This window comes from Rhodoferax sp. SPJ4, from assembly GCF_058216275.1.
Genome location: NZ_JBYZMN010000003.1, coordinates 304,237 through 330,214 on the forward strand (window position 1 = coordinate 304,237; position 25,978 = coordinate 330,214).

22 protein-coding genes are annotated in these 25,978 nt (G+C 64.4%); 14 read left to right on the forward strand and 8 right to left on the reverse strand.

Annotation, left to right across the window (positions count from 1 at the left end; translation table 11 throughout):
- Positions 1 to 13: 13 nt before the first annotated feature.
- From AC4BAR_RS12630 to mnmG, 5 genes are all read right to left on the reverse strand, one after another.
- Positions 14 to 958, reverse strand: a complete 945-nt coding sequence (locus AC4BAR_RS12630) for a ParB/RepB/Spo0J family partition protein (protein ID WP_490628218.1) — start codon at positions 956 to 958, stop codon at positions 14 to 16.
- Between the two features lie 4 nt (positions 959 to 962).
- Entirely contained in the window at positions 963 to 1,511 is a 549-nt protein-coding gene (locus AC4BAR_RS12635) for an RBBP9/YdeN family alpha/beta hydrolase (protein WP_490628219.1), read from the reverse strand.
- 21 nt (positions 1,512 to 1,532) lie between these two features.
- Positions 1,533 to 2,306: a ParA family protein gene (locus AC4BAR_RS12640; RefSeq protein WP_490628220.1), complete on the reverse strand. Its 774-nt coding sequence runs from the start codon at positions 2,304 to 2,306 to the stop codon at positions 1,533 to 1,535.
- Positions 2,307 to 2,424: 118 nt separating this feature from the next.
- Entirely contained in the window at positions 2,425 to 3,060 is a 636-nt protein-coding gene (gene rsmG, locus AC4BAR_RS12645) for a 16S rRNA (guanine(527)-N(7))-methyltransferase RsmG (RefSeq protein ID WP_490628221.1), read from the reverse strand.
- Positions 3,061 to 5,031, reverse strand: a complete 1,971-nt coding sequence (mnmG, locus tag AC4BAR_RS12650) for a tRNA uridine-5-carboxymethylaminomethyl(34) synthesis enzyme MnmG (protein ID WP_490628222.1) — start codon at positions 5,029 to 5,031, stop codon at positions 3,061 to 3,063.
- A 367-nt stretch (positions 5,032 to 5,398) separates the two neighbouring features.
- On the opposite strand from mnmG, the gene AC4BAR_RS12655 reads away from it, so the two are divergent.
- Both AC4BAR_RS12655 and AC4BAR_RS12660 read left to right on the forward strand, forming a co-directional pair.
- Positions 5,399 to 6,379, forward strand: a complete 981-nt coding sequence (locus AC4BAR_RS12655; protein ID WP_490628223.1) for a hypothetical protein — start codon at positions 5,399 to 5,401, stop codon at positions 6,377 to 6,379.
- A gap of 132 nt (positions 6,380 to 6,511) precedes the next feature.
- A complete protein-coding gene (locus tag AC4BAR_RS12660; protein ID WP_490628224.1) occupies positions 6,512 to 7,267 on the forward strand; it encodes a class II aldolase/adducin family protein in 756 nt (251 codons plus the stop codon).
- 58 nt (positions 7,268 to 7,325) lie between these two features.
- Here AC4BAR_RS12660 and AC4BAR_RS12665 read toward each other — a convergent pair whose 3' ends face one another.
- On the reverse strand, positions 7,326 to 8,537 hold the full coding sequence (locus AC4BAR_RS12665) for a YbfB/YjiJ family MFS transporter (protein ID WP_490628225.1): 1,212 nt from the start codon (positions 8,535 to 8,537) through the stop codon (positions 7,326 to 7,328).
- A gap of 88 nt (positions 8,538 to 8,625) precedes the next feature.
- Between AC4BAR_RS12665 and AC4BAR_RS12670 the strand changes: the two genes are divergently transcribed.
- The 4 genes from AC4BAR_RS12670 to AC4BAR_RS12685 all read left to right on the forward strand — a co-directional run bounded on the left by AC4BAR_RS12670 (position 8,626) and on the right by AC4BAR_RS12685 (position 12,664).
- Positions 8,626 to 9,213, forward strand: a complete 588-nt coding sequence (locus tag AC4BAR_RS12670; protein ID WP_490628226.1) for a TetR/AcrR family transcriptional regulator — start codon at positions 8,626 to 8,628, stop codon at positions 9,211 to 9,213.
- A gap of 99 nt (positions 9,214 to 9,312) precedes the next feature.
- Entirely contained in the window at positions 9,313 to 10,020 is a 708-nt protein-coding gene (locus AC4BAR_RS12675) for an SDR family oxidoreductase (RefSeq protein ID WP_490628227.1), read from the forward strand.
- A 17-nt stretch (positions 10,021 to 10,037) separates the two neighbouring features.
- Positions 10,038 to 11,426: an MATE family efflux transporter gene (locus AC4BAR_RS12680; protein ID WP_490628228.1), complete on the forward strand. Its 1,389-nt coding sequence runs from the start codon at positions 10,038 to 10,040 to the stop codon at positions 11,424 to 11,426.
- A 104-nt stretch (positions 11,427 to 11,530) separates the two neighbouring features.
- Positions 11,531 to 12,664 (forward strand): alkene reductase, encoded by a 1,134-nt coding sequence (locus AC4BAR_RS12685; protein WP_490628229.1) that lies wholly within the window; start codon positions 11,531 to 11,533, stop codon positions 12,662 to 12,664.
- A gap of 35 nt (positions 12,665 to 12,699) precedes the next feature.
- Here the strand turns inward: AC4BAR_RS12685 and AC4BAR_RS12690 are convergent, their stop codons facing one another.
- A complete protein-coding gene (locus tag AC4BAR_RS12690) occupies positions 12,700 to 13,659 on the reverse strand; it encodes a LysR family transcriptional regulator (RefSeq protein WP_490628326.1) in 960 nt (319 codons plus the stop codon).
- 138 nt (positions 13,660 to 13,797) lie between these two features.
- On the opposite strand from AC4BAR_RS12690, the gene AC4BAR_RS12695 reads away from it, so the two are divergent.
- The gene (locus tag AC4BAR_RS12695) at positions 13,798 to 14,172 is read left to right on the forward strand and encodes a hypothetical protein (RefSeq protein WP_490628230.1); all 375 of its coding nucleotides are present in this window, start codon (positions 13,798 to 13,800) and stop codon (positions 14,170 to 14,172) included.
- A gap of 165 nt (positions 14,173 to 14,337) precedes the next feature.
- Here the strand turns inward: AC4BAR_RS12695 and AC4BAR_RS12700 are convergent, their stop codons facing one another.
- The gene (locus AC4BAR_RS12700) at positions 14,338 to 16,188 is read right to left on the reverse strand and encodes a phosphoenolpyruvate carboxykinase (GTP) (RefSeq protein WP_490628231.1); all 1,851 of its coding nucleotides are present in this window, start codon (positions 16,186 to 16,188) and stop codon (positions 14,338 to 14,340) included.
- Positions 16,189 to 16,923: 735 nt separating this feature from the next.
- Between AC4BAR_RS12700 and AC4BAR_RS12705 the strand changes: the two genes are divergently transcribed.
- From AC4BAR_RS12705 to AC4BAR_RS12735, 7 genes are all read left to right on the forward strand, one after another.
- Positions 16,924 to 18,201, forward strand: coding sequence for a hypothetical protein (locus AC4BAR_RS12705; RefSeq protein WP_490628232.1), 1,278 nt, complete (start codon positions 16,924 to 16,926; stop codon positions 18,199 to 18,201).
- Between the two features lie 367 nt (positions 18,202 to 18,568).
- Complete coding sequence (locus AC4BAR_RS12710; protein WP_490628233.1) at positions 18,569 to 18,997, forward strand: type IV pilin protein; 429 nt, start codon at positions 18,569 to 18,571, stop codon at positions 18,995 to 18,997.
- A complete protein-coding gene (locus AC4BAR_RS12715) occupies positions 18,997 to 19,464 on the forward strand; it encodes a GspH/FimT family pseudopilin (RefSeq protein WP_490628234.1) in 468 nt (155 codons plus the stop codon). The genes AC4BAR_RS12710 and AC4BAR_RS12715 overlap by 1 nt, the downstream gene beginning before the upstream one ends.
- Before the next feature lie 8 nt (positions 19,465 to 19,472).
- Positions 19,473 to 20,039 carry a type IV pilus modification protein PilV gene (gene pilV, locus AC4BAR_RS12720; RefSeq protein WP_490628235.1) on the forward strand — a complete coding sequence of 189 codons (567 nt, stop codon included), beginning with the start codon at positions 19,473 to 19,475 and terminating at the stop codon, positions 20,037 to 20,039.
- Positions 20,036 to 21,028, forward strand: coding sequence for a PilW family protein (locus tag AC4BAR_RS12725; protein WP_490628236.1), 993 nt, complete (start codon positions 20,036 to 20,038; stop codon positions 21,026 to 21,028). The genes pilV and AC4BAR_RS12725 overlap by 4 nt, the downstream gene beginning before the upstream one ends.
- Positions 21,029 to 21,069: 41 nt before the next feature.
- A complete protein-coding gene (locus AC4BAR_RS12730) occupies positions 21,070 to 21,627 on the forward strand; it encodes a hypothetical protein (protein WP_490628237.1) in 558 nt (185 codons plus the stop codon).
- A 24-nt stretch (positions 21,628 to 21,651) separates the two neighbouring features.
- Positions 21,652 to 25,863: a pilus assembly protein gene (locus AC4BAR_RS12735; protein ID WP_490628238.1), complete on the forward strand. Its 4,212-nt coding sequence runs from the start codon at positions 21,652 to 21,654 to the stop codon at positions 25,861 to 25,863.
- Positions 25,864 to 25,978: the final 115 nt, after the last annotated feature.

Genomic DNA, 25,978 nt, shown 5'->3' on the forward strand with positions numbered 1-25,978 from the left:
TTGACCGGGTGCGTCAGTGGCCGGTTGACCGCAGCCGGTCGATCAGCCCGTTCAACTCGTCCATTGAGCCGAACTGGATGGCCAGTTCACCCAGTTCTTCCATGCGGCCGTGGCGTTTGACGCGCTTCTTCACCCGCACCTCCACCGCGGCGGCCAGCAGGTCGGACAGCTCTTCTTCGACCCGTTTGAGGTCGCGCGACTTTTCCTTCTTGGGCTTGGTGGCCACCAGCGCGAACTCGGCGCTGAGCTTTTTCACCAGGCTTTCGGTTTCGCGCACCGACAGCTTTCGGGCGCTGATCTGGTTGGCGGCGGTGATCTGGGTGGCCTTGTCCAGTGCCAGCAGCGCACGGGCATGGCCCATGTCCAGGTCACCGGCCATCAGCATGGTTTGCACCGGCTCGGCCAGGTTCAGCAGGCGCAGCAGGTTGCTGGCGGCACTGCGCGAGCGGCCCACCGCCTGGGCAGTTTGCTCGTGGGTGAAGCCGAACTCCTTGATCAGCCGCTGCAGGCCCTGTGCCTCTTCGAGCGGGTTCAGGTCTTCGCGCTGGATGTTCTCGATCAGCGCCATCGCGGCGGCCGACTCGTCGGGCACGTCGCGCACCAGCACCGGCACCTCGTCCAGCCCGGCCAGCTTGGCGGCACGGAAGCGGCGTTCGCCGGCGATGATTTCGTATACCGGGCCGCGCGCAGATGGGTTGCGCTGCGCGGCCTGCTCGTCGCTCAGCCGGCGCACCAGGATGGGCTGCATGATGCCCTGGGCCTTGATGCTCTCGGCCAGCTCGTACAGTGCGCCCTCGTCCATACGGGTGCGGGGCTGGTAGACGCCGGCCACCAGGTCGCTCAGGTTGAGTGTGGTGGGCAGGCCGGCGGGTGCGGGGTTGTCGCCGTCGTTGCCGGCGGTGGGGCCCAGCAGGGCTTCCAGGCCGCGGCCGAGGCCCTTGGGTTTCTTGGTGACCATGGTGTCAGTCCTTCATCAAATCGGTGAGCAAGGCCTGGCCCTGGGGCCAGTCGCCCAGGCCAGAGGCGGTGTTGAGGTGGCCGGCGTTGGGTATTTCCACGTGGCGTGAGCCCCAGGCGGCGGCGAAGGCGCGGCTGCGCTCGGGGCTGCACCAGGGGTCGTTGCTGCTGGACACCACCAGGCTGGCAAAAGGCAACGGGGCCAGTGGAATCGGTGCCCAGCCGGGCAAGGGGCCGCGCAAGGCCTCGGTTTCGGTGTCGGGCGGCGCGACCAGCAGCGCCGCCCTCACCCGCCCGGTGTGGCGCGAATGGGTGGCCCAGGCGGCCACCTGCACGCAACCCAGGCTGTGGGCCACCAGTGTGGCCGGTGTATCGGGGGTGGTGGTGTGCAGCAGCATGTCTTCGAGCCGGGCGATCCAGTCGCCACGCAACGGGCGGTCCCAGTCGTGCTGCTCCACCCGCCGGTGGGCGTGGCGGGTTTGCCAAAGGCTTTGCCAGTGGCCGGCATCGCTGCCATGCCAGCCGGGCAGGATCAAAACGGTGGGGTGGCTCAAAGCGCTGGGGGCGTGCGAGGCTCAGCGCAGGCGCTGCACCCGGTCTACCATTTCCTGGGCGAAGGCCACGTAGGCGTGGCTGCCCTTGGCACCGCCGTCGAACACCACGCCGGGCAGCCCATAGCTCGGTGCCTCGGCCAGCCGCACGTTGCGCGGGATGACGCTGTCGAACACCTTGTCGCCAAAGTGGGCCTTGAGCTGGTCGCTCACCTGCTGCTGCAAGGTGATGCGGGGGTCAAACATCACCCGCAGCAGGCCAATGATCTGCAAATCCTTGTTCAGGTTGGCGTGCACCTGCTTGATGGTGTTGACCAGATCGGTCAGGCCTTCCAGCGCGAAGTACTCGCACTGCATGGGCACCACCACGCCATGGGCGGCGCACAGGCCGTTCAGGGTGAGCATGCTCAAAGACGGCGGGCAGTCGATCAGCACGAAGTCGTAGTCGGCATCGGCAGCGGCCAGCGCGGTCTTGAGCCGGCGTTCGCGCCGCTCGACCTCCACCAGCTCGACCTCGGCACCGGCCAGTTCGCGGTTGGCGCCCAGCACGTCGTAGCCGCATTTCTCGCTGCGCAGCCGGGCTTCAGCCACCGAGGCCGATTCCAGCAGCACGTCATAAACCGTGAGCTTCAGCGTGCGTTTGTCGATGCCCGAGCCCATGGTGGCGTTGCCCTGCGGGTCGAGGTCTATCATCAGCACCCGCTGGCCCACCTTGGCCAGGCCAGCGGCCAGGTTGACCGTGGTGGTGGTTTTGCCAACGCCACCCTTTTGGTTGGCAACACAGAAGATTTTGGCCATGCAGGTCTCGGAGTGGTGAATCGTGGCGCGCGGGCCAACCGGAGGGCCGCGGGCGCGGCCATGTCGGGAGGCTGAGTTTACTTGGACGAAACGCGGCCGCGACGGCCGGCTTGGCCGCTCAGGCGGTTTTTTTGCGCAGCCAGAGCAGACAGCGCTCGGCGTCCAGGCCGGGCACGGCCAGTTGTTCCACGTGAAACAGGTCCACGGTGGCGGGCAGCGCGCCGATCTCGGCGGTCGGGTGTTTGCCCTTCATGGCCATCCAGACGCCGGTGGGCGCCAGGGCCTCGGCCGACCAGGTGGTGAAGTCCACCAGCGAGGCAAAGGCGCGGGAGCAGACCACGTCGAAATCGTGACCGGTCAGGCTTTCCACCCGGGCGTGCAATCCGCGCAGGTTGGGCAGGCGCAACTCGGTGGCCACCTGCTGCACAAAGGCGGCCTTCTTGCCCACGGTGTCGACGCAGGTGACGCTCCACTCAGGCCGGGTGATGGCCAGCACCACGCCAGGCAGGCCGGCCCCGGCGCCCACGTCCAGAATCCGCTGGGGTCCCGCCCCCACCTGCCGCTGCAGCGGTGTCACCACCGACAGGCTGTCCAGCAAATGGTGGGTGCGCATCTCGGCCGGGTCACGCACCGCGGTCAGGTTGTAGACCTTGTTCCACTTTTGCAGCAACGCCAAATAGGCCTCGAGCTGGGCCTGTTGGGGGTCGCTCAGTGTCAGGCCTGGTGTGGTGAGGGGGGTGGTGGCGGCCGTCATTCAGGCGGCCTGGTCTTCGGGGGCGGAGGCTTGTGGGCCAAAGCCTTTGAAGCCACGCTTTTTCAGGTGCACCATCAGCAGCGAGATGGTGGCCGGCGTGACGCCGGAGATGCGCGAGGCCAGGCCCAGGGTTTCGGGCCGGTGCTTGTTGAGTTTTTGCCGCGCCTCGATGCTCAGTGCCGAGACCTGCATGTAGTCCAGGTCGGGTGGCAGCTTCAGGTGCTCGTAGTGGCTGGCGCGGGCCACCTCGTCTTTTTGTCGGTCGATGTAGCCGGCGTATTTGGCGGTAATCTCCACCTGCTCCACCACCGCAGCCACCGCGTCATCGCCCTGCCCGGCCGGCAGGGCGGCGTTGGCGTACTTGCCGCCGTCCAGCGACATCAGCGTGGCATAGCTCACGTCCGGCCGCTTCAGCAATTCGGCCAGGCTGTACTCGTGCTCAATGGCCTTGCCCAGCACCCGCTCGGCTTCGCTGGCGGCCAGGTTCTTGGGGCTGACCCAGAGGCTGCGCAGGCGCTCTGTTTCACGTGAAACAGCGTCGCGCTTGCGGCTGAAGGCGTCCCAGCGCGAGTCGTCCACCAGGCCCAGCTGGCGGCCCATCTCGGTCAGGCGCATGTCGGCGTTGTCTTCGCGCAGCTGCAGGCGGAACTCGGCCCGGCTGGTGAACATGCGGTAGGGCTCGGTCACCCCCTGGGTGATCAGGTCGTCCACCAGCACACCCAGGTAGGCTTCGTCCCGGCGCGGCAGCCAGGGTGATTCCCCGCGGCATTGCAGCGCGGCGTTGACGCCGGCAAACAAACCCTGGGCCGCCGCCTCTTCGTAGCCGGTGGTGCCGTTGATCTGGCCGGCAAAAAACAGCCCGGCAATTTGTTGCGTTTCGAAACTGCTTTTCAGCGAACGCGGGTCGAAGTAGTCGTATTCGATGGCGTAGCCCGGCCGCAGGATGTGGGCGTTTTCCAGCCCGGCCATGCTGCGCACCAGCGCGTACTGGATGTCGAACGGCAGGCTGGTGGAGATGCCGTTGGGGTAGAACTCGTGGGTGGTCAGGCCCTCGGGTTCCAGAAAAATCTGGTGGCTGTCCTTGCCGGCGAAGCGGTTGATCTTGTCTTCCACGCTGGGGCAGTAACGCGGGCCGACGCCGTCGATCTTGCCAGTGAACATCGGGCTGCGGTCAAAACCGGAGCGGATGATGTCGTGGGTGCGCTCGTTGGTGTGGGTCACCCAGCAAGGCATTTGCTGCGGGTGCTGCGACGCATGGCCCATGAAGCTGAACACCGGCACGCTGTCGCCCATGCCGCCGGGCATGCCGTCGCCGGGTTGCGCTGTGCATTTGGAGAAGTCGATGCTGCGGCCGTCGAGGCGCGGCGGTGTGCCGGTTTTCAGCCGGCCCTGGGGCAGCTTCAGTTCTTTCAGCCGGGCGCTCAGGCTGGCCGCCGGGGGGTCGCCAGCGCGGCCGGCCGCGTAATGGTTCAGGCCCACATGGATCTTGCCGTCGAGAAAGGTGCCGGCGGTCAGCACCACCGTGCGTGCACGGAAGCGAATGCCCACTTGCGTCACAGCGCCCACCACACGGTCGCCTTCCACCATCAGGTCGTCCACCGCCTGCTGGAACAGCGACAGGTTGGGCTGGTTCTCCAGCCGCTGTCGGATGGCGGCCTTGTACAAAATGCGGTCGGCCTGGGCCCGGGTGGCGCGCACGGCCGGGCCCTTGGAGCTGTTGAGAATGCGGAACTGAATGCCACCCTCGTCGGTGGCGGCGGCCATGGCCCCACCGAGCGCGTCGATTTCCTTGACCAGGTGGCCCTTGCCGATGCCACCGATGCTGGGGTTGCAGCTCATCTGCCCCAGGGTTTCGATGTTGTGGGTCAGCAGCAAGGTTTTGCAACCCATGCGGGCCGCGGCCAGCGCGGCCTCGGTGCCGGCGTGGCCGCCGCCAACCACGATCACGTCGAAGGTTTCAGGGTAAATCATCGGGGGCTCTCTGGGGTGCGGCCGGCGCTGCGCAAGGGGTGGCCGGAGTGGCGAATCCGGCGCCGGCCCATGTGCGTATTTTAGGCGGAGCCTGGGTTTTACAGGGTTTACGGGCTGTTTCAACGAGACCAACCCGCCTGGTCGGCGTGCGCTAGGCTGCGGCTTTGGTCATGCCGGGGGGACAGGATTAATACTTCCAAATGCCGCGTCGAATGGCCTTTATTCGGCCCAAGGGGCAGGCAGCGGATGACCAGAATACAACCCATCCCAGCGCGTTTCGTCTCTCGGTAGTTTGCGCAGCTTGACCACCCGGTCGCCTGCCCGCCCAATGCGAAGTGCGTCGTTTCAACCCGAACGAAAGTTGTCCATGAAACTCGCCCGCACCCTGATCTCTGCCGCCTGCATTGCCGGCTTGTCCATGCTGGCCCACAGCGACGAGGCGCCCTACGCGCTGAGCTCCGCCGTGATCCGCGCCGACATCGTGCAGACCGACATGGGTGTGGTGGCCTCCTCGCTGCCGATCGACACGGGTGGGGTGCAGACGGCACCGGTGGTCAAACCGGCGCTGATGGCCCACCGCCTCGACGAGTCGCCCGCGACGGTGGCTTCGTTGAACACGGCACCGGCGGCCCAGAATGCCGCCTTCCCCTCGGCCACCAACCCGTCGAGCACCACAGCCGACAAGGCCGCCGACGCCGGTGGTGTGGAGCGCGCCGCCTCGGCGGCCCTGGCTGACGGTGTCTCCACCATCGGTGTGCTGGCCGCCGGCGGCATCGAAACCAACCCCATCATGCCGGTGTCGCCCGTCGGCATCCTGATGGTCACTGCCGCCAAGATGGGCATGGCCAAGTGGGCCGACACCCTGCCCGACGAAGAACGCAAGAGCACCCTCAGCTCGATGAGCGGCGCCTTCGGTGGTGCAGCCGTCAACAACCTGCTGGTGCTGGCCACCGCCGCCAACCCGATCGCCCTGGTGGGCGGGCTGATTGCTGGCGTGATCTTCTACAACGACACCAATGACAAGCTGACCGCGGAGTCCGAGGCCAAGGCCGCGAAGTACCGCGCCATGGCCGCCGAGCACCACCGCGTGACCATGCTGGCCTACAACGCCCAGCAATCCCAGACAGAAACCCTGGCCCAGCAGACCAAGCCCCGCTTTCCGGTGCAGGCCACGCTGGCGGCCAACAGCCCAAGCCAGGTTGAGCTGGCTCAGTACCTGGTGGCTGAAACCCCTGCCGATGCGGCCCCCGTGGCCAAGCCGGTGCAGGTGATGGCACCGCAGCCGCGCGCCCTGGAGCCCATCGGCAACCAGAGTGCTTCGCCGATTCCCGCTTCGCCCCTGATCTGAGTTTTCTTCCCCCAGCGGCCGCCCCCCACCGTCAGGTGGTTGGCGGTCGCTGTGTTTTTGGGGCGTCTTCTGGTTGACAGTGCCCAGCGCCTGGCGCGGGTATGCTGCGGCTTTTCTCGTCGGAGCCCGCCCATGCCGATCCCCTCGCTCAAAGACCAGGTCTCGCCCGAAGAATGGCAGCTGCGCTGCGACCTCGCCGCCTGCTACCGGCTGGTGGCGCTGTATGGCTGGAGCGACCTGGTGTTCACCCACATCTCGGCCCGGGTGCCTGGGCCGGAACACCATTTCCTGATCAACCCCTATGGGTTGATGTTCGACGAGATCACCGCGTCATCGCTGGTCAAGGTGGACGGTCAGTGCAACAAGGTCATCGAGTCGCCGTTCCCGGTCAATCCGGCCGGTTTTGTGATCCACAGCGCGGTGCACGAGGCCAGGGAAGACGCGCAGTGTGTGCTGCACACCCACAGCCGGGCCGGCGTGGCGGTGAGTGCGCAAAAGTGCGGGGTGTTGCCCATCTCCCAGCAGTCCACCTTTGTGCTGGGCTCGCTGGGTTACCACGACTACGAAGGTGTGGCGTTCCGCGAAGACGAGAAGCCGCGCCTGGTGGCCGACCTGGGTGAGGCCAAACACCTGATGCTGCGCAACCACGGCCTTCTGACCGTGGGCAAGACCATCGCTGACGCCTTTCTGGCGATGTACATCTTCGAGAGCACCTGCCAGATCCAGCTCAGCGCCCAGGCCGGCGGCGCGCTGGTGATGGTGGACCCGAAGATCGTGGCCGGCGTGGCCGAGTCCATGCGGGTGCAGACCGGTGGCCAGGGCGGGGCCTTTGCCTGGCCGGCATTGATCCGCAAGCTGGAGCGCGTTGACACCAGCTACAAGACCTGAGTCGATCGCTCACAAATCAATAGCAAGCTGGCGCGTTGCGATCAAGGCGTGCGCGCTTTCAGCGTGGCAACGGTCGCTGCCGCCAGGCCAGCAGCGAGCCCAGCCACAGCCCCAGCGCCGACACCACCAGCCCGCGCGCCAGGCCCCCTGGGCCGTCGGCAATCCAGCCCACCACCGTGGGGCCGACGATTTGCCCGGCCGCAAACACCACGGTGAAAGCGCTGATGCCCGCCGCCCATTGCGCCTGTGGCAGGTTGTGCCGCACCAAGGCGGTGGTCGACGCCACCACCGACAGCATCACCCCACCAAACACCAAACCCGACAGTAGCACCGCCGCCCAGGCCGTGGTGAGGGCTGGCAGCAGTGTGGCCACGCCCAGCAGGGCGCTCAGCAGCGCCAGCGCCCCGCCGCCTTGGGCGCGGTCCAACAGGCCGGCCCAGATGCGTGACGAGGCCACCACCGCCAGCCCCAGCAGCGCGTAAAACACCGTCACCGCCGGGCCGCTGGCGCCTTGTTCGCGCAGCAAGGCGATCACAAAAGTCATGTAGCCGATGTAGCCGGCGCCGAACAGGCCGTAGCCGGCCAACGCAAAACCCAGCGGCCGCAGGCGCAATGGCGTCTGGGCGGCGGCATTGGCCGCAGCGGGCACTTCCAGCCGGGCCAGCACCCGGGCCGGCCACAGCAGGGCCGCGCTGGCCAGGACGCAGGCCGCAGCCAGCGCCCACCAGGCCCAGGCCCAGCCATGGGGCACGGCCTGGGCCGCTTCCAGCACCACCGGCACCAGCAGCGCCGACAGCGTGATGCCCAGACCGGTGCCGCCGTAGTACAGGCCGATCAGCAAGCCGCCACGCTGTGGCTGCAGCGCGCCCAGCCGGGCCGCCAGCAGGCCGCCGGTGATGAAAATGAAGGCGCTCGCCACGCCGGCCAGCAGGCGCTGCAGCAGCAAGGGCGTGGCCTCGGTGAAAAAACCGCTCAGCGCCATGAAGCCACTGGCCAGCACCGCGCCCAGCAGCATCAGCCGCGACGGGCCCATGCCGCGCATCAGCCGGGGGGTGGCCAGGGCGCCCAGCAAATAGCCCAGTGCGTTGACGGTGTTCATGCCACCGGCCAGCGTGTACGACCAACCCAGATCACTCCGCATGGCCGGCAGCAGCAGGCCGTAGGCAAAACGGGTGATGCCCAGCGAGATGGCCGCGCCCAGGGACAGCGCCATGGCCAGCAGCAACACGGTGCGGGGCGACAGCGCGCCGGGAGTGGGTGGGGAGGGCATCAGGGGATTGTGCAGCGGCTTTGCGCCGTGGCCGGGCGGGGTGAGCGCAAAATATGACGATCATCATATTTTGCGCTACACTGGCGCCATGCCGAGCCCACCCAGCCGCAAGGAAATCACCCACGATCGCATCGTCGAGACAGCGGCGCGGGCCATCCGGCGCTCTGGTTTTCAGGGCGTGGGGGTGGCCGACATCATGAAGCAGGCCGGACTGACACACGGCGGCTTTTACGCCCATTTCGCGTCGCGCGACGCCCTGTTGTGCGAAGCGCTGGCGCGTGCTGGCACCGAGAGCGCGGCGCGCATCGCTCAGGCCGCCGCCGACCCAGCGGCTGGGGACGCCAGCCGATTCCGTCGGCTGGTGGAAACCTATTTGTCCGAGCGCACCCTGGCCTCCACCGAGTTCGGTTGCCCGGTGGCCGCGTTGGCCTCGGAAATGCCGCGTCAGGCCACCGAGGTGCGCGTGGCCGCAGCGGAGCGGGTACGGGGCCTGGTGAGCGCCGTCCAGCAGGCCCTGCCCGCGGGTGCGGCGCCGCAAGCCGCCACGGTCATTGCCGGCCAGCTGGTGGGGACCTTGCAGCTGGCGCGGGCCCTGGGCGCCAACACCGAAGGCTTGGCTTTTCTGGACGCCACCCGCCGGGCCCTACTGGCGCAGTACGACACCCCTGCCCACTGAATCGCCATGGTGTTCGCTGCCTTTCCCCATTTTTCGCTCGTGTATATGACGGTCGTCATATACATATTTCCAATCGCTGCCCATCACAGGATCTGAACCATGAACATCGAGAACGCCACCGTGTTGATCACTGGCGCCAACCGCGGCATTGGCCTGGCCTTTGCCCGTCAGGTGCTGGCCCGCGGCGCCCGCAAGGTCTACGCCGGCGCACGCGACCCGGCCAGCGTCACCCTGCCGGGCGTGGAGGCCATTCGGCTCGACGTGACACGGCCGGCGGATGTGGCAGCGGCCGCCCAGCATTGCGGCGACGTGACCTTGCTCATCAACAATGCCGGCATCGCCCGGATGGGGGGCTTCTTCGCTGAAGGCGGCGTCGAGGCGGCGCGCGAGCAGCTGGAAACCAATTTCTTTGGCCCGTGGCGGCTGAGTCAGGCCTTTGCGCCGGTGCTCGCTTCCCATGGCGGTGGTGCCATGCTCAACGTGTTGTCGATCGCCAGCTGGATCAGCAGCCCCGCGCTGGCCGTGTACGGCGCCAGCAAGTCGGCCGCCTGGTCGCTGAGCAACGGCCTGCGCCACGAGCTGCGTGCCCAGCACACCCAGGTGCTGGCGATGCACATGGGTTTTGTCGACACCGACCTGACCAGGAACTTTGACCTGCCCAAGTCCAGCCCCGACGAGGTCGTGCGCCGCGCCCTGGACGCGCTGGAGGCCGGCGCTGAAGAGGTGTTGGCCGATGCCATTACCCAGCAAGTCAAGCAAGGCTTGTCGGCCGAGCCGGGGGTTTACCTGCAGGTTCTGGCCCGTTGAGTTCAGCACACCATTCCATGAACACCCTCTCTTCCGCCCCTGCGGCCACCGCCGGCCAGGCCATGGCCTCGCGCACCCAGCAGATGCTGAATGCACCGTTGTTGCCCACGCTGTTCCGACTGGCCATGCCCAACGTGATCGGACTGTTTGCCACCACCGTGGTGATCGGCTATGACGGCTTCATCCTCGGCCGGCTGGGGGCCAATGCCCTGGCCGCCATTGCGCTGGTGTTCCCGCTGTCCATGTTGATGCTGCAGATGTCGGCCGGCGGCATCGGTGGCGCCAGCACGGCAGCGGTGGCCCGCGCCCTGGGCGCAGGGCAGCGCGAGGAGGCCAGCCGCCTGGCCCAGCACGCCTTGCTGATCGCCACGCTGATGGCGGCCTTGTTCACGGGGGTGCTGGTGGGTGGAGGCCGTGCGGTCTACGTCGCCATGGGTGGGCATGGCCCGGCGCTCACCGATGCGCTGGCCTACTCCACGGTGTTGTTCAGCGGCGCCATCGTGGTCTGGTGGACCAATGTGCTGGCCGCCATCGTGCGGGGCGCAGGCAACATGCTGCTGCCGTCGCTGCTGATGCTGCTGACAGCGGCAGTTCATTTGCTGCTGTGTCCCTTGCTGGTGTTTGGCTGGGGCCCGGTGCCGGGCCTGGGGGTGGCGGGTGCGGCCATCAGCACCCTCACCGCCAACGGCCTGGCAGCCCTGGTGATGCTGGCCTCCCTGCTGCGTCGCGACGGCGCGGTTCACCTGTTGCGCACCCCTTGGCGGCTGCGCACCGACCTGCTGGTGGCCATCCTGCGGGTGGGTCTGCCGGCCTCGCTGAGCCCGGTGCTCAGTAACGCCTCCATCGCGGTGGCCACGGCGGTGGTGGGCAGCTACGGTGTCACCACGCTGGCTGGCTTTGGCGTGGCCGCGCGGCTGGAATACATCCTGGTGCCCATCGCGTTTGGCTTCGGCACGGCGCTCACCGCCCTGGTGGCCACCAACATGGGGGCGGGCCAGACCGACCGGGCCCTGCGCGTCACCTGGCTGGGTGGTGCCATCGTGGCCGCTGTCACGGGCGGCATCGGTGTGGTGGCCGCCCTGTGGCCGGCGCTGTGGATGGATGGGTTCACGACCGACACCACGGTGCGGGCGGATGGCGCCACCTATTTGCACATCGTTGGCGGCTGTTACGGGCTGTTCGGTCTGGGCCTGGCGCTGTTTTTTGCGTCGCAGGGCGCGGGGCGCATGTTCTGGCCGCTGGTTGCCAGCACGGCCCGCCTGGCGGTGGTGGCGGTCGGTGGCTGGGTCTGTGTGCGGCTTCTGCAAGCACCGGCCCCGGCATTCTTTGCCGTGGTGGCCGTCAGCCTGTTTGTCTATGCGGCGACGATGGCCACCGCCATCCGGCTGGGCGGCTGGCGTCGCTGAACCTGGCGCCAGCGGGCTCGCTCCTACCGCAAATCACAACAACATGCGGCCGGCAAGGCCACCGCCGAACACGTAACCTGAAGCCATTGTTTTCTGGAGAACCCATGTCGAATGCCTTGTTTGAACCCGTCCAGGCCGGTCGCCTGTCGCTGGCCAACCGCGTCGTGATGGCGCCGCTGACCCGTAACCGCGCTCCTGGCGCCCAGCCCACCGCCCTGATGGCCACCTACTACGCCCAGCGCGCCAGTGCCGGCTTGCTGGTGACCGAGGCCACCGCCATCAGCCACCAAGGTCAGGGCTATGCCGATGTGCCCGGCCTGTGGAGCGACGCGCAGGTCCAGGGCTGGCGGGTGGTGACCGAAGCGGTGCATGCCGCCGGCGGCAAGATCGTGGTGCAACTGTGGCATGTGGGCCGGGTGTCGCACACCGACCTGCAGCCGAACAATGGTGCTCCGGTGGCGCCCTCGGCCATCACCGCCAAGACCAAGACCGTGCTGATCCAGGACTGCCAGCCCCGCTTTGTGGACACCTCGGCCCCGCGTGCGCTCGAACTGAACGAGCTGCCCGGCCTCATCGACGACTACCGACGCGCCGCCCGCAACGCGATTGCCGCCGGTTTTGACGGCGTGGAGGTGCATGGCGCCAACGGCTACCTGCTGGACCAGTTTCTTCGCTCCGGCAGCAACCACCGCAGCGACGCCTACGGCGGCCGCATCGAAAACCGCGCCCGTTTGCTGCTGGAGGTGATGCAGGCGGTGGCGGCTGAGATCGGCGGCGGCAAAGTGGGCCTGCGGCTGTCGCCGGTGACACCGGCCAACGACGCCAGCGACCCCCATCCGCAGCCGCTGTTCACCCATGTGGTCGAACAGCTGGCGCCGTTGGGCCTGGCCTACCTGCACCTGATTGAAGGGGCGACCGGCGGCGCACGCGACTTCCAGCAGGGCGACACGCCGTTTGACTACGCCGCGCTGCGCCAGGCCTACCGCGCGGCCGGCGGCCAGGGCGCCTGGATGGTGAACAACGGCTACACCACCGAACTGGCCGGCCAGGCTCTGGCCGACGGCGCTGACCTGGTGGCCTTTGGCCAGCTCTACATCGCCAACCCGGACCTGGTGGAGCGGCTGAAGGCCGGCGGCCCGTTCAACAAGCCCGATCGCGCCACCTTTTACGGCGGCGGCGTTGCAGGCTACACCGACTACCCCACGCTGACGCAAAGCCTGGAAGCAGAAACCGCCTGAGCTAGCGCTCACATCGTTGAAAAACCAAGCCGCGTTTAGCTGGTGGTGAAAGCCTGCTGGCTGGCGGCGAGCAGGGCCTGGCGCAGCCAGCGGTGGGCGCCCAGGCGCTCCGTGCGCTCGTGCCACAGCGTGTCCACATGCACGGTGGGCAAATGCATGGGCAGCTCGCGCAGCACCAGCGCGTCGGCCATGCCGGTCATGGGCACAAAGTGGCGGGGCAGCACCGCCAGCAGGTCGGAGCTGGCCACCACCCGGCCGGCGGTGAAGAACTGGTTCACCGTGACCACCACCCGCCGCTGCAGGCTCAACGCGGCCAGGGCCTCGTCGACAAAGCCGTAAGGCCGGCCGGAGAAACTCACCAGCAAATGGCGGGCGGCGCAGTAGCGGCCCAGCGTCAGGGGACCGCGGGCCAGCGGGTGGCCGCGTCGCATCACACACACATACTCGCCGTCGTACAGCCGCTGGTGGGCAAACCCCACTGCCTCGGCGGACTGGACGCGGGCGGTCAGGTCGGCAATCACCGCCGGGAAATAGCCGATGGCCAAGTCGGCCCCGCCCTCGTCGAGCAAACGCCGGGGGTCGCGGGTGGTCAGCGGCACCACCCGCAGAGACACGCCGGGCGCCTCGCGCGCCAGCACCCCCACCAGGGCCGGCATCAGATCGGCCGCGGTGGCGTCGGCCATGGCCAGCACCAGCGTGTCGGTGGCCTCGGCGGGCACAAAGGGCTGGGGCACCAGCAGGGCTTCGAGCTGGTGCAGCGCATCGCGCACCGCCGGCCACAGCGCCAGCGCCTTGGGCGTGGGCACCACCCCCGCGCCTTCGCGGCGCACCAGGTCGTCGCCCAGGGCCCCGCGCAGCCGGCGCATGGCGTTGCTCACCGCGGGCTGGGTCAGGGCCAGCTTGTGCGCTGCCCGGGTCAGGTTGCGCTCGGCCATGACTTCGTTGAACACACGCAGCAGGTTGAGGTCCAGCGTGCGGAAATTGGGGGTGCTCAGCGGGCGCTCCTGACGAGGTGGAAAAGACGGCGCAAACCATTCACATGGTGAATATTAAGCATCATCAATCTAAAGTTGAACATTACCAGTGTAAACCCTAGTATTGAGACGTCATCCAGACCATTTCAGGAGTTCACCATGACCACCCTCACCCATTCCGGTCGTCCCTCTGCCACCGTTGCCCGTCCCTTGGACGCCTCGCGTGTGCTGGCCACGCTGCTGCTGGCGTCCATGGTGGCGGCGGTGCTGGTGGTGGCCCAGCAGGTGATTGACGCTTGGTCCGAAGGCCATTTGCTGGCCGCGTGGATTGCGTTGTGGACGGTGGCCTTCGCCGCGCTGGCCTTGCTGGCCAACCCCAGCCTGCGTCTGGCACGGCAGGTGCGTGCCCTCTGGTCCGAACAGGCCCAGCGCCGCCGCGCGGCCGTCCAAGACAGCCGGCTGTGGGCACTGGCGCAGACCGACCCCCGGGTGATGGCCGACCTGCGCTGGGCCTTGTCGCGCGAACAGGCCTGAACGTCCAGCGCTGCGGGCCAGCGCCTCAATTGCCAAGCCGCGGTCACCCGCGGCTTTTTCACGTTCGCTTGGTTTTTGTAGCGCCCAAGAAAAAGCCGCCCAGGTTTGTGGCCTGGGCGGCGGGACAGCGCAGCCCGGGTGGGGCCGCGTGTTCAACTCAGAAAATCAGGCGCCGAGGCGTTCGGCGATGCGGGCCTTGGTGGCGGGCAGCTCTGCGGGCAGGCGGTGGGCCAGTTGCTCGAACAGTTCGTCATGCAGCTTCAGCTCGGCCAGCCAGGCGGCCTTGTCGATGCTGGTGACGGTGTTGAACTGCTCCAGGCTGAAGTTCAGGCCGGTCCAGTTGAGTTCGTCGTAGCTGGGGCTGACGCCGAAGACATGCTCGACACCTTGGGCCTTGCCCTCGATGCGGTCGATCATCCACTTCAGCACACGCATGTTCTCGCCGTAGCCCGGCCATGCGAACTTGCCGTCCTCGTTCTTGCGGAACCAGTTGACGCAGTAGATGCCGGGCAGCTTGGCGCCAGCGGCCTGCAGCTTGGTGCCCAGGTTGAGCCAGTGCTGGAAGTAGTCGCTCATGTTGTAGCCCATGAAGGGCAGCATGGCGAAGGGGTCGCGGCGCACCACGCCCTGCTGGCCGAAGGCCGCGGCGGTGGTTTCCGAACCCATGGTGGCGGCCATGTAAACGCCTTCGGTCCAGTCACGCGCTTCGGTGACCAGCGGCACGGTGGTGGAGCGGCGGCCGCCAAAGATGAAGGCGTCGATCTTCACGCCGGCGGGGTTGTCCCATTCGGGATCGAGTGCCGGGTTGTTGGCGGCGGCCACGGTGAAGCGGGCGTTGGGGTGGGCGGCCTTGGCGCCGGTTTCCTTGGCAATCGCCGGGGTCCAGTCCTTGCCCTGCCAGTCGATGGCGTGGGCCGGGGCGTCGCCCATGCCTTCCCACCAGACGTCGCCGTCGTCGGTCAGCGCGACGTTGGTGAAGATCACGTTCTCGTTCAGGCTGGCCATGCAGTTGGGGTTGGTCAGCGTGTTGGTGCCCGGAGCCACGCCAAAGTAGCCGGCTTCGGGGTTGATGGCGCGCAGCGTGCCGTCGGCCTGGGGCTTGATCCAGGCGATGTCGTCACCGATGGTGGTGACGCTCCAGCCGGTGAAGCCGGCCGGCGGGATCAGCATGGCGAAGTTGGTCTTGCCACAGGCGCTGGGGAAGGCGGCGGCCACGTGGTATTTCTTGCCCTCGGGGTTGGTGACGCCCAGGATCAGCATGTGCTCGGCCAGCCAGCCTTCGTCGCGGCCCATGTTGGAGGCGATGCGCAGCGCGAAGCACTTCTTGCCCAGCAGCGCGTTGCCGCCGTAGCCGGAACCGTAAGACCAGATCTCGCGGGTCTCGGGGTAGTGGACGATGTACTTGGTCTTGTTGCAAGGCCACTTGCTGTCGGCCTGGCCGGCGGCCAGCGGTGCGCCCACGGTGTGCACGCAGGGCACGAATTCGCCATTGACGCCCAGCACGTCGTACACGCCCTTGCCCATGCGGGTCATGATGCGCATGTTGACGGCCACATAAGGGCTGTCGCTCAGCTCAATGCCGATGTGGGCGATGGGGCTGCCCAGCGGGCCCATGGAGAAGGGCACCACGTACATGGTGCGGCCCTTCATGCAACCGTCGAACAGCGGCTGCAGGGTGGTGCGCATCTCGGCCGGGTCCATCCAGTTGTTGGTGGGGCCGGCGTCTTCCTTCTTGGCGCTGCAGATGTAGGTGCGGTCTTCCACCCGGGCCACGTCCGACGGGTCGGAGCAGGCCAGGAAGCTGTTGGGGCGCTTGGCCGCGTTCAGGCGGGTGAAAGTGCCGGCGTCCACCAGCAGCTGGCACAGGCGGTCGTACTCGGCCTGGCTGCCGTCGCACCAGTACACCGAATCGGGCTTGCACAGCGCGGCCATGTCGGCCACCCAGGCAATCAGCTTGGGGTTCTTGACAAAGCTGGGCGCCTGAATCGGCAGGCCCTGCATCGCTGGTGAGTTCATTGAAGGCTCCTAAGTTTGAAAACTGATTTCAAAAAGAGGCTCAGGCACACGGGATGTGATGGACGAGCGCTGGCTTTTTGAAATCGGTCTGACTTCGGCCAAGGGCTCGGTCGGCGGGCGGGAATGCTGGCGGGGTGCGCACAGCGCAGGTGTCGCAAAAAGGCGGGTGAGCCCCCAAGCGAACCGCGGGTCGGCCAAGAGTGTCTATTTTATGAATTTGGGCTCCGCCTGTCCCGCACCATCCATGCAAAACTTGCATAAGGTTATGTGGCGGGGTGACTGGGCGAAAAACAACGCAATGCACGTGTCGCCTGCCCGTCGGCGTGCTTGGAACTTTTGTTTGCTGTGCTTGAGGGCTTGGGCAAGCAGCCAACTGCATGCGCGACAGACCCGGTTTGCCTGAATAAGGTCCCCCAAGTCGTTGAATACAAACAAGTTCACCCCCAAAAGCAGCGCGGCTGCACCTGCCCATGGTTGAAAACGCCCCGTCTTTCGGTGGGTTGAAACCGCCTTGGGTGTGACCTAGTGTTACAGCCCCCCAACCAGGATGCAGCACTGACATCGCAACGCGTGGGGCGCCGTTTTCCATGTCACGGACGCCCGTCTTCAGCCGTTTGGAGGTGTGGGTGCATTCACCAAGGAGATCCATGCTGACCCCGCTTTTGACCACCGATCCGTTGCCCCCGCCCGTGCCGACGGGCCCCCCGTTTCACCAATTCACCCGGGAGATTCCTCATGTTGCCCCTGTTTTATCAAAGCCAAAGTGCCTTCGGATGGCTGAATAGATGGCTGCTTCTTGTGCTGGCGAGCGTTTGCCTGGTGGCGCCCACGCCAACCCAGGCCCAGGCACTCTCCGGCGCCATATTCACCTCGGATGTCACCTGCAATGGCACCGACTTGAACATCTTCAAAGACAAACAAGACGTGTATTTGAACGGCGGGCCCAGGCACCCCGGCTCGGCGGGATTGCCTGACGGCAGCTACTACGTGAAGGTAACGAATCCCAGCGGAAGCCTGCTCCTGGGCACCAGTGTCGGGGCGGTGAACGAGCGGCCCGCCACCGCGATCGGAGGATCGATCACGCCTTGCCTGCAGTTGTACAGCGCACTGATTCGTCCCAACTTGGCAGTGGGCTACAACGACACCGACAACAACGGCGGCGAATACAAGGTGTGGGTCAGCATGGACCCGGGTTTCCCGAATGGCGCCACCAAGACCGACAACTTCAAAGTCAAATCCGACCTGACCACGCAGTCCACGCCCATGGCGACGCTCAAGGTCATCAAGTTCTATGACACCAACGCGGACGGTACGCAGAACTTCGGTGAAATCGAGCTCATCGACTGGAAGGTGGCCATCAGCGGCTGCATCACCAACGACCGCTACACCCCTGTCTCGGCCCTGGTCGACCCCGGCATCTGCACCGTGACCGAATACATGCCCAATGAGATCAACTGGCTGCCAACCACCGCTGTCACGCAGTCGGTGACGCTGGCCGATCAGGAAACCAAGACGGTGGCCTTTGGCAACATCTGCCTGGGCAAAGGTGGCGGCCTGACGTTGGGCTTCTGGAGCAACAAAAACGGGGCGGCGGCCTTCACTGCCTACGACCTGAGCTCTTTGGTGCAACTCAACCTGCGCAACGCCAACGGCAGTGCATTCGATCCAGCAAGCTACGCCGCCTTCCGCACTTGGATTCTGAATGCCACCGCCACCAACATGGCGAACATGCTCTCGGCCCAGCTGGCGGCCATGAGGCTGAATGTGAACCATTCTTTCGTCAATGGCAGCGCGCTGATCTATGCGCCCGGGGTGGTGTCAGCGAACGCGATCGGGTTTGCCAGTGTGAGCGCGGTGATGGCCGAGGCCGACCAGTCGCTGGGTCAGTATGGGCTGACCCTGAGTGGTCATTCGCAGCGTGCCTACCAGGAGGCGCTGAAGAACGCGCTGGACCGCGCCAACAACAACCTGAACTTTGTGCAGTCGACTCCTTGCCCGTTCAGCTTTCCATGACCAGCCCGTGGCATCGATGGCGCTTCATTGAGTGCTGTCGCCACGCAGACTGACTGGTTGGTCAGTCATCTAAGAAACCCCGCTGCCCTGCAGCGGGGTTTCTTTTGGGCGGGACGCATTTGAACCTGCAACGCGGCGATGGCGTCGGCCGCGATGGGCCTGCCGCCGCGTTGATCGCGCCGCGAGTACAGACAAGCGGTGATCTGCCGGTGTTGAACGGCTGGGCGCTAATGGTGAGCCTATGTAACATCGAACATAAGAGGCTGACTGGTGGTTCAGGCGCCCTTCTTACCGGCCGAGGCCGCATCGGACCGTTCAGTTGGTCGAGTGGCTCGGGCGGACTCGCGATCAATGTGATACTCATTCCATGACACAACGACTTCACTTCGCATCGATGCGCCGGCGCAGCGGCTTCACGCTGATCGAATTGATGATCACGGTGGCCATCGTGGCCATTTTGGCTTCGGTTGCGTTGCCGTCCTACAACAACTCCATTCGAAAAGGGCGTCGTGCCGATGCTGAAACCTATTTGATGGATTTGGCGCAGCGTCAGCACGCCTATTTCATTGACAACAGGGCATACGCCACAACGATCACCCAACTCGTGGCTGTTCCGGCCAATGTGTTGCCTTATTACGGCACACCAGTCATCGCCACCGGCACCATCGCCAACGCGGCCCAGACCAGCCCGCCGGCCTTCACCATCACTGCCACGGCGATCGGTTCCCAGGCCAAGGACGTGTCCGTACTGAAGATCGACAGCACCGGCGCCAAGTTTCCGGCGGACAAATGGTGATGTGTGCCCTTCGCATTCGCAGTCGTGGATTCACCGCCATTGAATTGATGGTGGTTTTGGCCATCTTGGCCATCTTGGCGGCGGTGTCTGCACCCTCGTTCACCCCCATCATCGCGCGCCAGCGCATCAAAAGTGCCGCATCGTCCATTCAGGCGTCTTTGAACTTCACCCGCGCTGAAGCCTTGAAGCGCAACGCCAACGTCACCATGGCGCCGGTCACTTCCACCGACTGGGCATCTGGCTGGAAAGTTTTTGACCCACTTTCACCCACGGTCACCCTGGCTGTCACCGAGGCCATTGGCGGCATCACGGTGACAGGGCCGGTGGCCGTGATCTACCAGCGTTCGGGCCGAACCACTGCCGCGCTGGACGCCACATTCAAGGTGGCCAGTCCCTCGGTCACGGACATTCGGTGCGTTCAAGTGTCCCCATCGGGGCAGGCCTTGATCAGTACCTCGGGATGCTGAACATGAACATGTTTCAACCGATCAAAAAGCGGCAGCAAGGATTCAGCCTGATTGAGGTGTTGATCACCATGGTCATTCTGGCTTTTGGACTCTTGGGCATGGCCGGCATGCAGGCCCGGGTGCAGAGTTCGGAGACGGATTCGTTTCAGAGGGCGCAGGCATTGCTGCTGGTGCAGGACATGGCCAACCGTTTGTCGGCCAACCGAACCCAGGTGGCGGCCTACCTCACCGGTTCAACGCCCCTCGGCACCGGAGACGCCCAGCCAGCCTCATGCGCCGGTCTCACCGGGTCAGCGCTTGACCAATGCGAGTGGAGCCGGCAACTGAAGGGTGCGGCAGAGAAGGCGAGTTCGGCATCCACCGCCAACAGCGTAGGAGCCATGGTGGATGCCCGCGGCTGCATTGATTTGATTACCGGCGCTGTCCCCCCTACCTACGCGGTGACAGTCGTCTGGCAAGGCCTGACGCCCCTGTCCACCCCCGTGCAGACATGCGGTTCGGGAAGCTATGGAACCGACACCTTTCGACGCGCCCTCACCCAACTGGTGGTGGTGTCTGACTTGACCGCACCATGACCGCACCCCGCTTCCATCGTTCTCGGGGCGTGTCCCTGATTGAGTTGCTGATTGGCATCGCCCTGGGCTTGCTGATTCTCACGTCCCTGGCGGTGGTGTTTGCCAACAGCAGCCGCGCCCGGGGTGAGATTGAGAAAACCAGCCAGCAAATTGAGAACGGCCGTTTTGCCACCCAGCAACTGATCGAAGAACTCAAGCTGGCTGGGTACTACGCCGAAATGAACCCGGCGACTTTGACAGTGCCCGCCGCTCTGCCAGACCCGTGTGATGTCACCAGTGCCGGGTTGACGGCCGCGGTGGCGCTGCCTGTTCAAGGGGTACAAAACGCCACCACCACATCGGTGACCTGCCTGGTTGGGCAAAATGTGCGCATGAACAGCGACGTGCTGGTGGTTCGGCGTGCCAGCACCTGTGTTCAAGGCGGTGCCGGTTGCGCAGCCAAAGATGTCAGCAAGTACTTCTATTTTCAGAAGTCGCTGTGCCAGACCAACCCCAATGCCTATGTTGTGGACACAGACGACACCAAGTTTGTGCTGATGAAGCCGGATTGCGTCACGCCGGCCAACATCCGGTCCTTTGTGACCCGCATCTATTTCGTGTCGGACAACAACAAGCCGGGCGACGGCATTCCCACGCTGAAGGTGGCGGATCTCGGTGCCACCGGGTTCACAGTGACGCCGTTGGTCACGGGCATTGAGCAAATGAAGTTGGAATATGGCGTTTATTCCACTGCCATAACCCCACCGATCTACACCACCAATCCTTCCACTTACAACACTTGCACGGGCGTGGTTTGCCAGCAAAACTGGGCGAATGTGACGGCCGTCAAGGTGCATTTTCTGGCCAGGAACACCGAGCCGACACCGGGCTACACCACCACCAAGGTCTATTCATTAGGACCGACGAACTTCTCGTTCAGTGACAACTACAAGCGCCATGCCTACACCACCGTGGTCAGGCTGAACAACATTGAAGGGCGTTTGGAATGACAGTCCGTCCTATTCGACGCATGCGTGCTGCACAACAGGGCATGACCCTGCTGGTGGGCCTGGTCATGTTGTTTGTGTTGACCGTCATGGCCGTGGCGTCATTCCGGTTGGGTGTGTTCCAGACGGTGGTGATTTCCAACGCCCAGCAGCAGGTCAAAGGTGTGGCGGCAGCCGATCAGGCCATTGAGACAGTCATCAACTCGTCCAACTTCACCGTCAACCCGAACGCGGCCATCACGGTGTCCAACTGCACCTCCGGCGGTGTGAACGTGCTGTGCACTTCCAGCAACGGTGGAACCACCGCCAAGCAGGACTTCAAGGTCACGGTGGCGGTCAATTGCGTGTCGGCCAACGCCATTCCCACCAATGACTTGGACGTCACCAAGGACACCGACCTGGCCTGCATTGCGGGTTCCCAACAGGGCACCCTGGGCATATCGGGCTCCAGTGCCAGCAGCGGCACCAATTCGCTGTGCGCCAGCTCGTTGTGGAACATCGATGCCACGGCAGCCAGCCCCGATGACACCAACGCGGTGAATGTGGCGCAAGGCGTGAGCCAGCGAATCCTCATCGCCGAAAAAACCTCTTACTGTCCGTGATTTCTGCCCACCGAAAGGGTTGCCATGACCTCTAAACTCAAATTGGCTGCTGCGGCGTCCGCCGCGCTTGCCACGGCTTTTCTGATGGCGCCAGTGGAAGTGCTGGGCCGAGACACGGATATTTTCACGGCTACCGGCGCCGCAACCGCACCCAACGTGCTGTTTGTGCTGGACAACACGTCCAACTGGGCCCGCAACAACCAGTTCTTTCCCGATGGGAACGGTGGCACCATCACCCAAGCTCAGGCCGAAGTGGCGGCCATCAAGAGTGTGGTGAGCGGCCTCACCGGCAGCATTAAAGTGGGCATGATGGAATTCATTCCTGCCGGAGGCTCGGGCACTGACGATGGCGGCTATGTGCGCCAAGCCATCGTGCCGATGGGGACCGGTTTCACAACCAACAAAAACGCCTTCACGCAAAAGCTGGACGCGATTTACGCCAACTACAACGACAGCCAGATTGAGCGCAACAACTCTGGTCTGGGTTATGGCAATCTGTTTTACGACGTGTACAACTACTTGGCGGGCAACAACGCCAAGGCCTTGTCGGTGAATGTGCCCGCCAGTGTGGCTGACGCCAATGGCTACACCTCTGCTTTCACCCGCTTCAAATCGCCATTCACCTCTGACAGCACCTGCGGGTCAACCTACATCATCTTCATCGGCAACCCGCCGTCGCGTGGTCCAACCGCAGATGCGGGCGCCAATCTGACGGCCTTGTCGTCGGCCGGCGGCAACACCAGCCAGCTGCCTTTGCAGTCGTTCACTTCCAGCACCCTCAACACGCCCACCAACTTGGGTTATTCGTCGGCGTGTTTCACATCCCAACCCACAGGTACGCCCACCGACTATGCGGCACTGTGCCCGCCCACGTCGAATTCCGCGTATGCCAGTTGCTCCTACAGCACCAGCGATAAAACGACGGCCTTGGCGGCTTGTCCCAGTGGCCAGTCACGCTATTCAGTGCTGGCCACAACACCGGTCAATTCCAGCAGCAACAGCGTGGTGACCACCACCACCAACACCGGCTCTACCAACTCCTGTTATGCCAGTCCATCCAACTGGACCAGCAGCGACACCGGTACCGTGCCGGCCTGTCCGGTAAACACCAGCAGCACGACGGGCAATGTCACCACCACGACCACCTACGCGTGCAGCACGACGGTGAACAGCACCGTCACATCGAGCTGTCCAGACACCGTCAGTGGGCCCACTGCTGGGACGCCACAGACCTTGTCTGCCAACAGCTTGAACTGCTACTCAAGGGTTGGCAATGGCACCGGGCAGTGGAATTCTTCGTCCAGCGACCGCGGTGGGCTGGTCTGTCCAGGCAATACCAATGACACCTCCAACAATCCACAGGTCAGCACCACCTACAGTTGTAGCTACTCCGGTGTGGAGAACACGGTCAAGACCGGCTGCACGGATAACAACGACTCGCATGTGACGATCACCCAAACAGCGACTCCCAGCGTCACCAGAACCACAAAGAATTCCAAATACCAATTGGTTCAGACCGTCACCAAGACCGTCACCACCAGCACATCGACAGGTTCGAACACCACAACCACCCTCGGCAACACCTTCGCCTGTTACGCCTCTCAGCCCACCGGCACCCCCACGGACTACACCTGCCCGAGTGGTTCAACCTGTTCCTACGGTTCGGCCACCACGGCGGCCATTTGCCCATCGGGCAACCGTTATCAAGCGGTCGGGTATGCCGATGTGCTGACATCCGTGCCCAGCAATCCCGCGGTTTTCAACACCGACACGGCCACCTTCAATGCCGATGAGTGGGCGCGCTTCATGTACCAGAAGGGCATCCCGGTAGCGGGCTCCGACGTCAAAGCCTACGCCAGCACCTACACGGTGGACGTGTATGGCGCGCAACCCAGCGCGCAGCAATCCAGCCTGCTGAGCAGCATGGCCAAGAACGGCGGTGGCGGGTATTACTCGGCCACCAATGCCAACGCGATCAAGGTGGTGTTGCAAAATATTTTTGCCGAAATCCAGGCCAAAAACTCCACCTTCGCGTCGGCTGCATTGCCAGTGTCCGCCTCCACCCGAACCCAGAACGGCAACGAGGTGTTTGTGGGTACTTTCCGGCCGGACTCGCGGTCGTTGCCACGTTGGTTTGGCAACCTGAAAAAATATGTGCTGGGCACGGTGAATGGGGGTACCGATCTGGTCGACAGCCAAAATCCACCCATTGCTGCGGTGAATCCCAACACCGGTTTCTTTACACCCTGTGCGGCCAGTTTCTGGAACTACGACACCGGCAGTTACTGGGCCAATGGGACGGTCGCCAACCCGTCGCCACGTGTTTACTTCACCCAAGCCACCACAGCCGGGACCGCCTGGCAAACGGTGGGTGACGATTTGGCATTTGCAAAAAGTGACTGCACCACTTTGGGCAGTGCTTACTCGGACTACCCAGACGGACCGTCCGTCGAAAAAGGTGGTGTGGCGAGCATGCTGCGTGGTGCAAGCACAGCCCGGAAAATTCAGACTTTGAACGGTGCGGTGCTTGATGACTTTGCTAATGCCACGGTGATTTCCAACAACTCCACCGTCAACGCCAACCTGAAGAATTTCATCATGGGTCAGGATGTCACCGGCGAGATCAATGGCGCACCCTCCACCAATGCGCGGCCGTCCATTCATGGCAGCGTGGTGCATTCGAGGCCTTTGGCGATCGACTACGGTGGCACCACCGGTGTGAAGGTGTTTTATGGCGCTAACGACGGCACGTTCCGAGCCATCAACTCGAGCACCGGCACTGAAGAATGGAGTTTTGTGGCGCCTGAGTCCTTCCCGTACCTGCAACGCTTGATGGATAACACACCCAGCGTGCAAAGCCCCACGCCCACGCCGCCCAGTCAAACAGCGGCTCCTGGCACACCCGGTGACTACTTCTTTGACGGATCGAGCGGGATCTACCAGACCTTCAGGGACGTGACCAGCACGGTGGGCACCACGACCACCACGGTGTCTGTCGCGGACAAGGTCTGGGTGTACCCCACAATGCGTCGTGGCGGCAACGCGATTTACGCGTTTGACATGTCGAACACCAACACATCTGGTGCTGTGTTACCGTCCTTCAAATGGAAGGCTTGCAACGGAACCGGCTGCAACGTCACCTTGGACCGCCTGGGGCAAACATGGTCCACGCCCAACGTGGCGAACATTCCAGGCTATCCCTCCACGACGGCGACCAGCCCGGTGCTGGTGGTGGGCGGTGGATATGACACCTGCGAGGACGACGATGCTTTCGCGCCCGCCTGTTCTTCCACACCTCTGGGCAACGTCGTCTACGTGCTCGACGCCGACACCGGTGCGGTGGTGAAGTCGTTCACCACACTTCGAAGTGTGGCGGCGGACGTTTCGCTGATCGACATCAACCAGGATGGCAAGGTGGATGCGGCCTACGTGGCCGATACCGGTGGCAACGTGTACCGCATCAATTTCACCGATCCGTCAACCTTTGTGGCCCGCACCTCCGCCAGTTGGACCATCACCAAAATTGGCTACACAACGGGTAGCGGGCGCAAGTTCCTTTTCGCACCTGCTGTGCTGCCGTACAAGAACAAGGTGTACGTGGCCATTGGCAGTGGCGACCGTGAGCACCCAACCTCCCTGAGTTACCCCTACACCAGGCCAGTGGTCAACCGGTTTTACGTGTATCTGGACAGCCCGTCTGCTCTGGATACCGACGTGACATCCGTGGCCAAAAACTTTGATACCTTGCTCGACCGTACGGTGTCGGTCGATGACACTTGCTCGACCAGCCAGATTTTGCCCACCAGTGACGACAAGGGTTGGTTCATGAGCCTGAACGAATACGGCAGAGGCGAACAGACGGTCACGTCGGCGTTGATATCGGCTGGCGTGGTGTTCTTCAACACCAACCGGCCTCTGGGTAGCACGGCCACTTGTGCCAATCCTCTGGGAGAAGCCAGAGGCTACGCGGTGAACCTGCTGAACGGCTCCGGTGCGGTGGGGGCTTCCAATAACCTCTGCGGCGGTAGCCGGTCAGCAGTGTTCGTGGGCGGTGGTTTGGCCCCGTCCCCTGTGTCAGGCGTGGTCAAAGTGGGTAACACCACGCAGATCGTGGTGATCGGTGGCGTCAAGTTGGACGGCTCCGTCAACACGCCGGTGGGCGGGCAAAAGCTGCAGCCCTCCATTGGCAAGACCCGCAAGAAAATCTACTGGCGATCGAACACCGACACACGGTGAACGGTTGAGTCGTGAACCATGCGCCCGTCCAGCGGGCCCATGGTTCACAGGCCTTTTGGGGGCCTTCGTTGATGTCTCTGCCAGAAGCCTGGCGCTGAACCCAGAAAAAAGACCA

What these genes read in the sequence shown, in the direction of transcription:
- AC4BAR_RS12665 (WP_490628225.1), bottom strand. Translation starts at nt 8,537, where the DNA reads ATGCCCTCCCCACCCACTCCCGGCGCGCTGTCGCCCCGCACCGTGTTG.
- AC4BAR_RS12630 (WP_490628218.1), bottom strand. Translation starts at nt 958, where the DNA reads ATGGTCACCAAGAAACCCAAGGGCCTCGGCCGCGGCCTGGAAGCCCTG.
- AC4BAR_RS12705 (WP_490628232.1), top strand. Translation starts at nt 16,924, where the DNA reads ATGTTGCCCCTGTTTTATCAAAGCCAAAGTGCCTTCGGATGGCTGAAT.
- mnmG (WP_490628222.1), bottom strand. Translation starts at nt 5,031, where the DNA reads ATGATTTACCCTGAAACCTTCGACGTGATCGTGGTTGGCGGCGGCCAC.
- AC4BAR_RS12660 (WP_490628224.1), top strand. Translation starts at nt 6,512, where the DNA reads ATGCCGATCCCCTCGCTCAAAGACCAGGTCTCGCCCGAAGAATGGCAG.
- rsmG (WP_490628221.1), bottom strand. Translation starts at nt 3,060, where the DNA reads ATGACGGCCGCCACCACCCCCCTCACCACACCAGGCCTGACACTGAGC.
- AC4BAR_RS12710 (WP_490628233.1), top strand. Translation starts at nt 18,569, where the DNA reads ATGACACAACGACTTCACTTCGCATCGATGCGCCGGCGCAGCGGCTTC.
- AC4BAR_RS12640 (WP_490628220.1), bottom strand. Translation starts at nt 2,306, where the DNA reads ATGGCCAAAATCTTCTGTGTTGCCAACCAAAAGGGTGGCGTTGGCAAA.
- AC4BAR_RS12675 (WP_490628227.1), top strand. Translation starts at nt 9,313, where the DNA reads ATGAACATCGAGAACGCCACCGTGTTGATCACTGGCGCCAACCGCGGC.
- AC4BAR_RS12695 (WP_490628230.1), top strand. Translation starts at nt 13,798, where the DNA reads ATGACCACCCTCACCCATTCCGGTCGTCCCTCTGCCACCGTTGCCCGT.
- AC4BAR_RS12725 (WP_490628236.1), top strand. Translation starts at nt 20,036, where the DNA reads ATGACCGCACCCCGCTTCCATCGTTCTCGGGGCGTGTCCCTGATTGAG.
- pilV (WP_490628235.1), top strand. Translation starts at nt 19,473, where the DNA reads ATGTTTCAACCGATCAAAAAGCGGCAGCAAGGATTCAGCCTGATTGAG.
- AC4BAR_RS12715 (WP_490628234.1), top strand. Translation starts at nt 18,997, where the DNA reads ATGTGTGCCCTTCGCATTCGCAGTCGTGGATTCACCGCCATTGAATTG.
- AC4BAR_RS12655 (WP_490628223.1), top strand. Translation starts at nt 5,399, where the DNA reads ATGAAACTCGCCCGCACCCTGATCTCTGCCGCCTGCATTGCCGGCTTG.
- AC4BAR_RS12670 (WP_490628226.1), top strand. Translation starts at nt 8,626, where the DNA reads ATGCCGAGCCCACCCAGCCGCAAGGAAATCACCCACGATCGCATCGTC.
- AC4BAR_RS12685 (WP_490628229.1), top strand. Translation starts at nt 11,531, where the DNA reads ATGTCGAATGCCTTGTTTGAACCCGTCCAGGCCGGTCGCCTGTCGCTG.
- AC4BAR_RS12680 (WP_490628228.1), top strand. Translation starts at nt 10,038, where the DNA reads ATGAACACCCTCTCTTCCGCCCCTGCGGCCACCGCCGGCCAGGCCATG.
- AC4BAR_RS12700 (WP_490628231.1), bottom strand. Translation starts at nt 16,188, where the DNA reads ATGAACTCACCAGCGATGCAGGGCCTGCCGATTCAGGCGCCCAGCTTT.
- AC4BAR_RS12730 (WP_490628237.1), top strand. Translation starts at nt 21,070, where the DNA reads ATGACCCTGCTGGTGGGCCTGGTCATGTTGTTTGTGTTGACCGTCATG.
- AC4BAR_RS12735 (WP_490628238.1), top strand. Translation starts at nt 21,652, where the DNA reads ATGACCTCTAAACTCAAATTGGCTGCTGCGGCGTCCGCCGCGCTTGCC.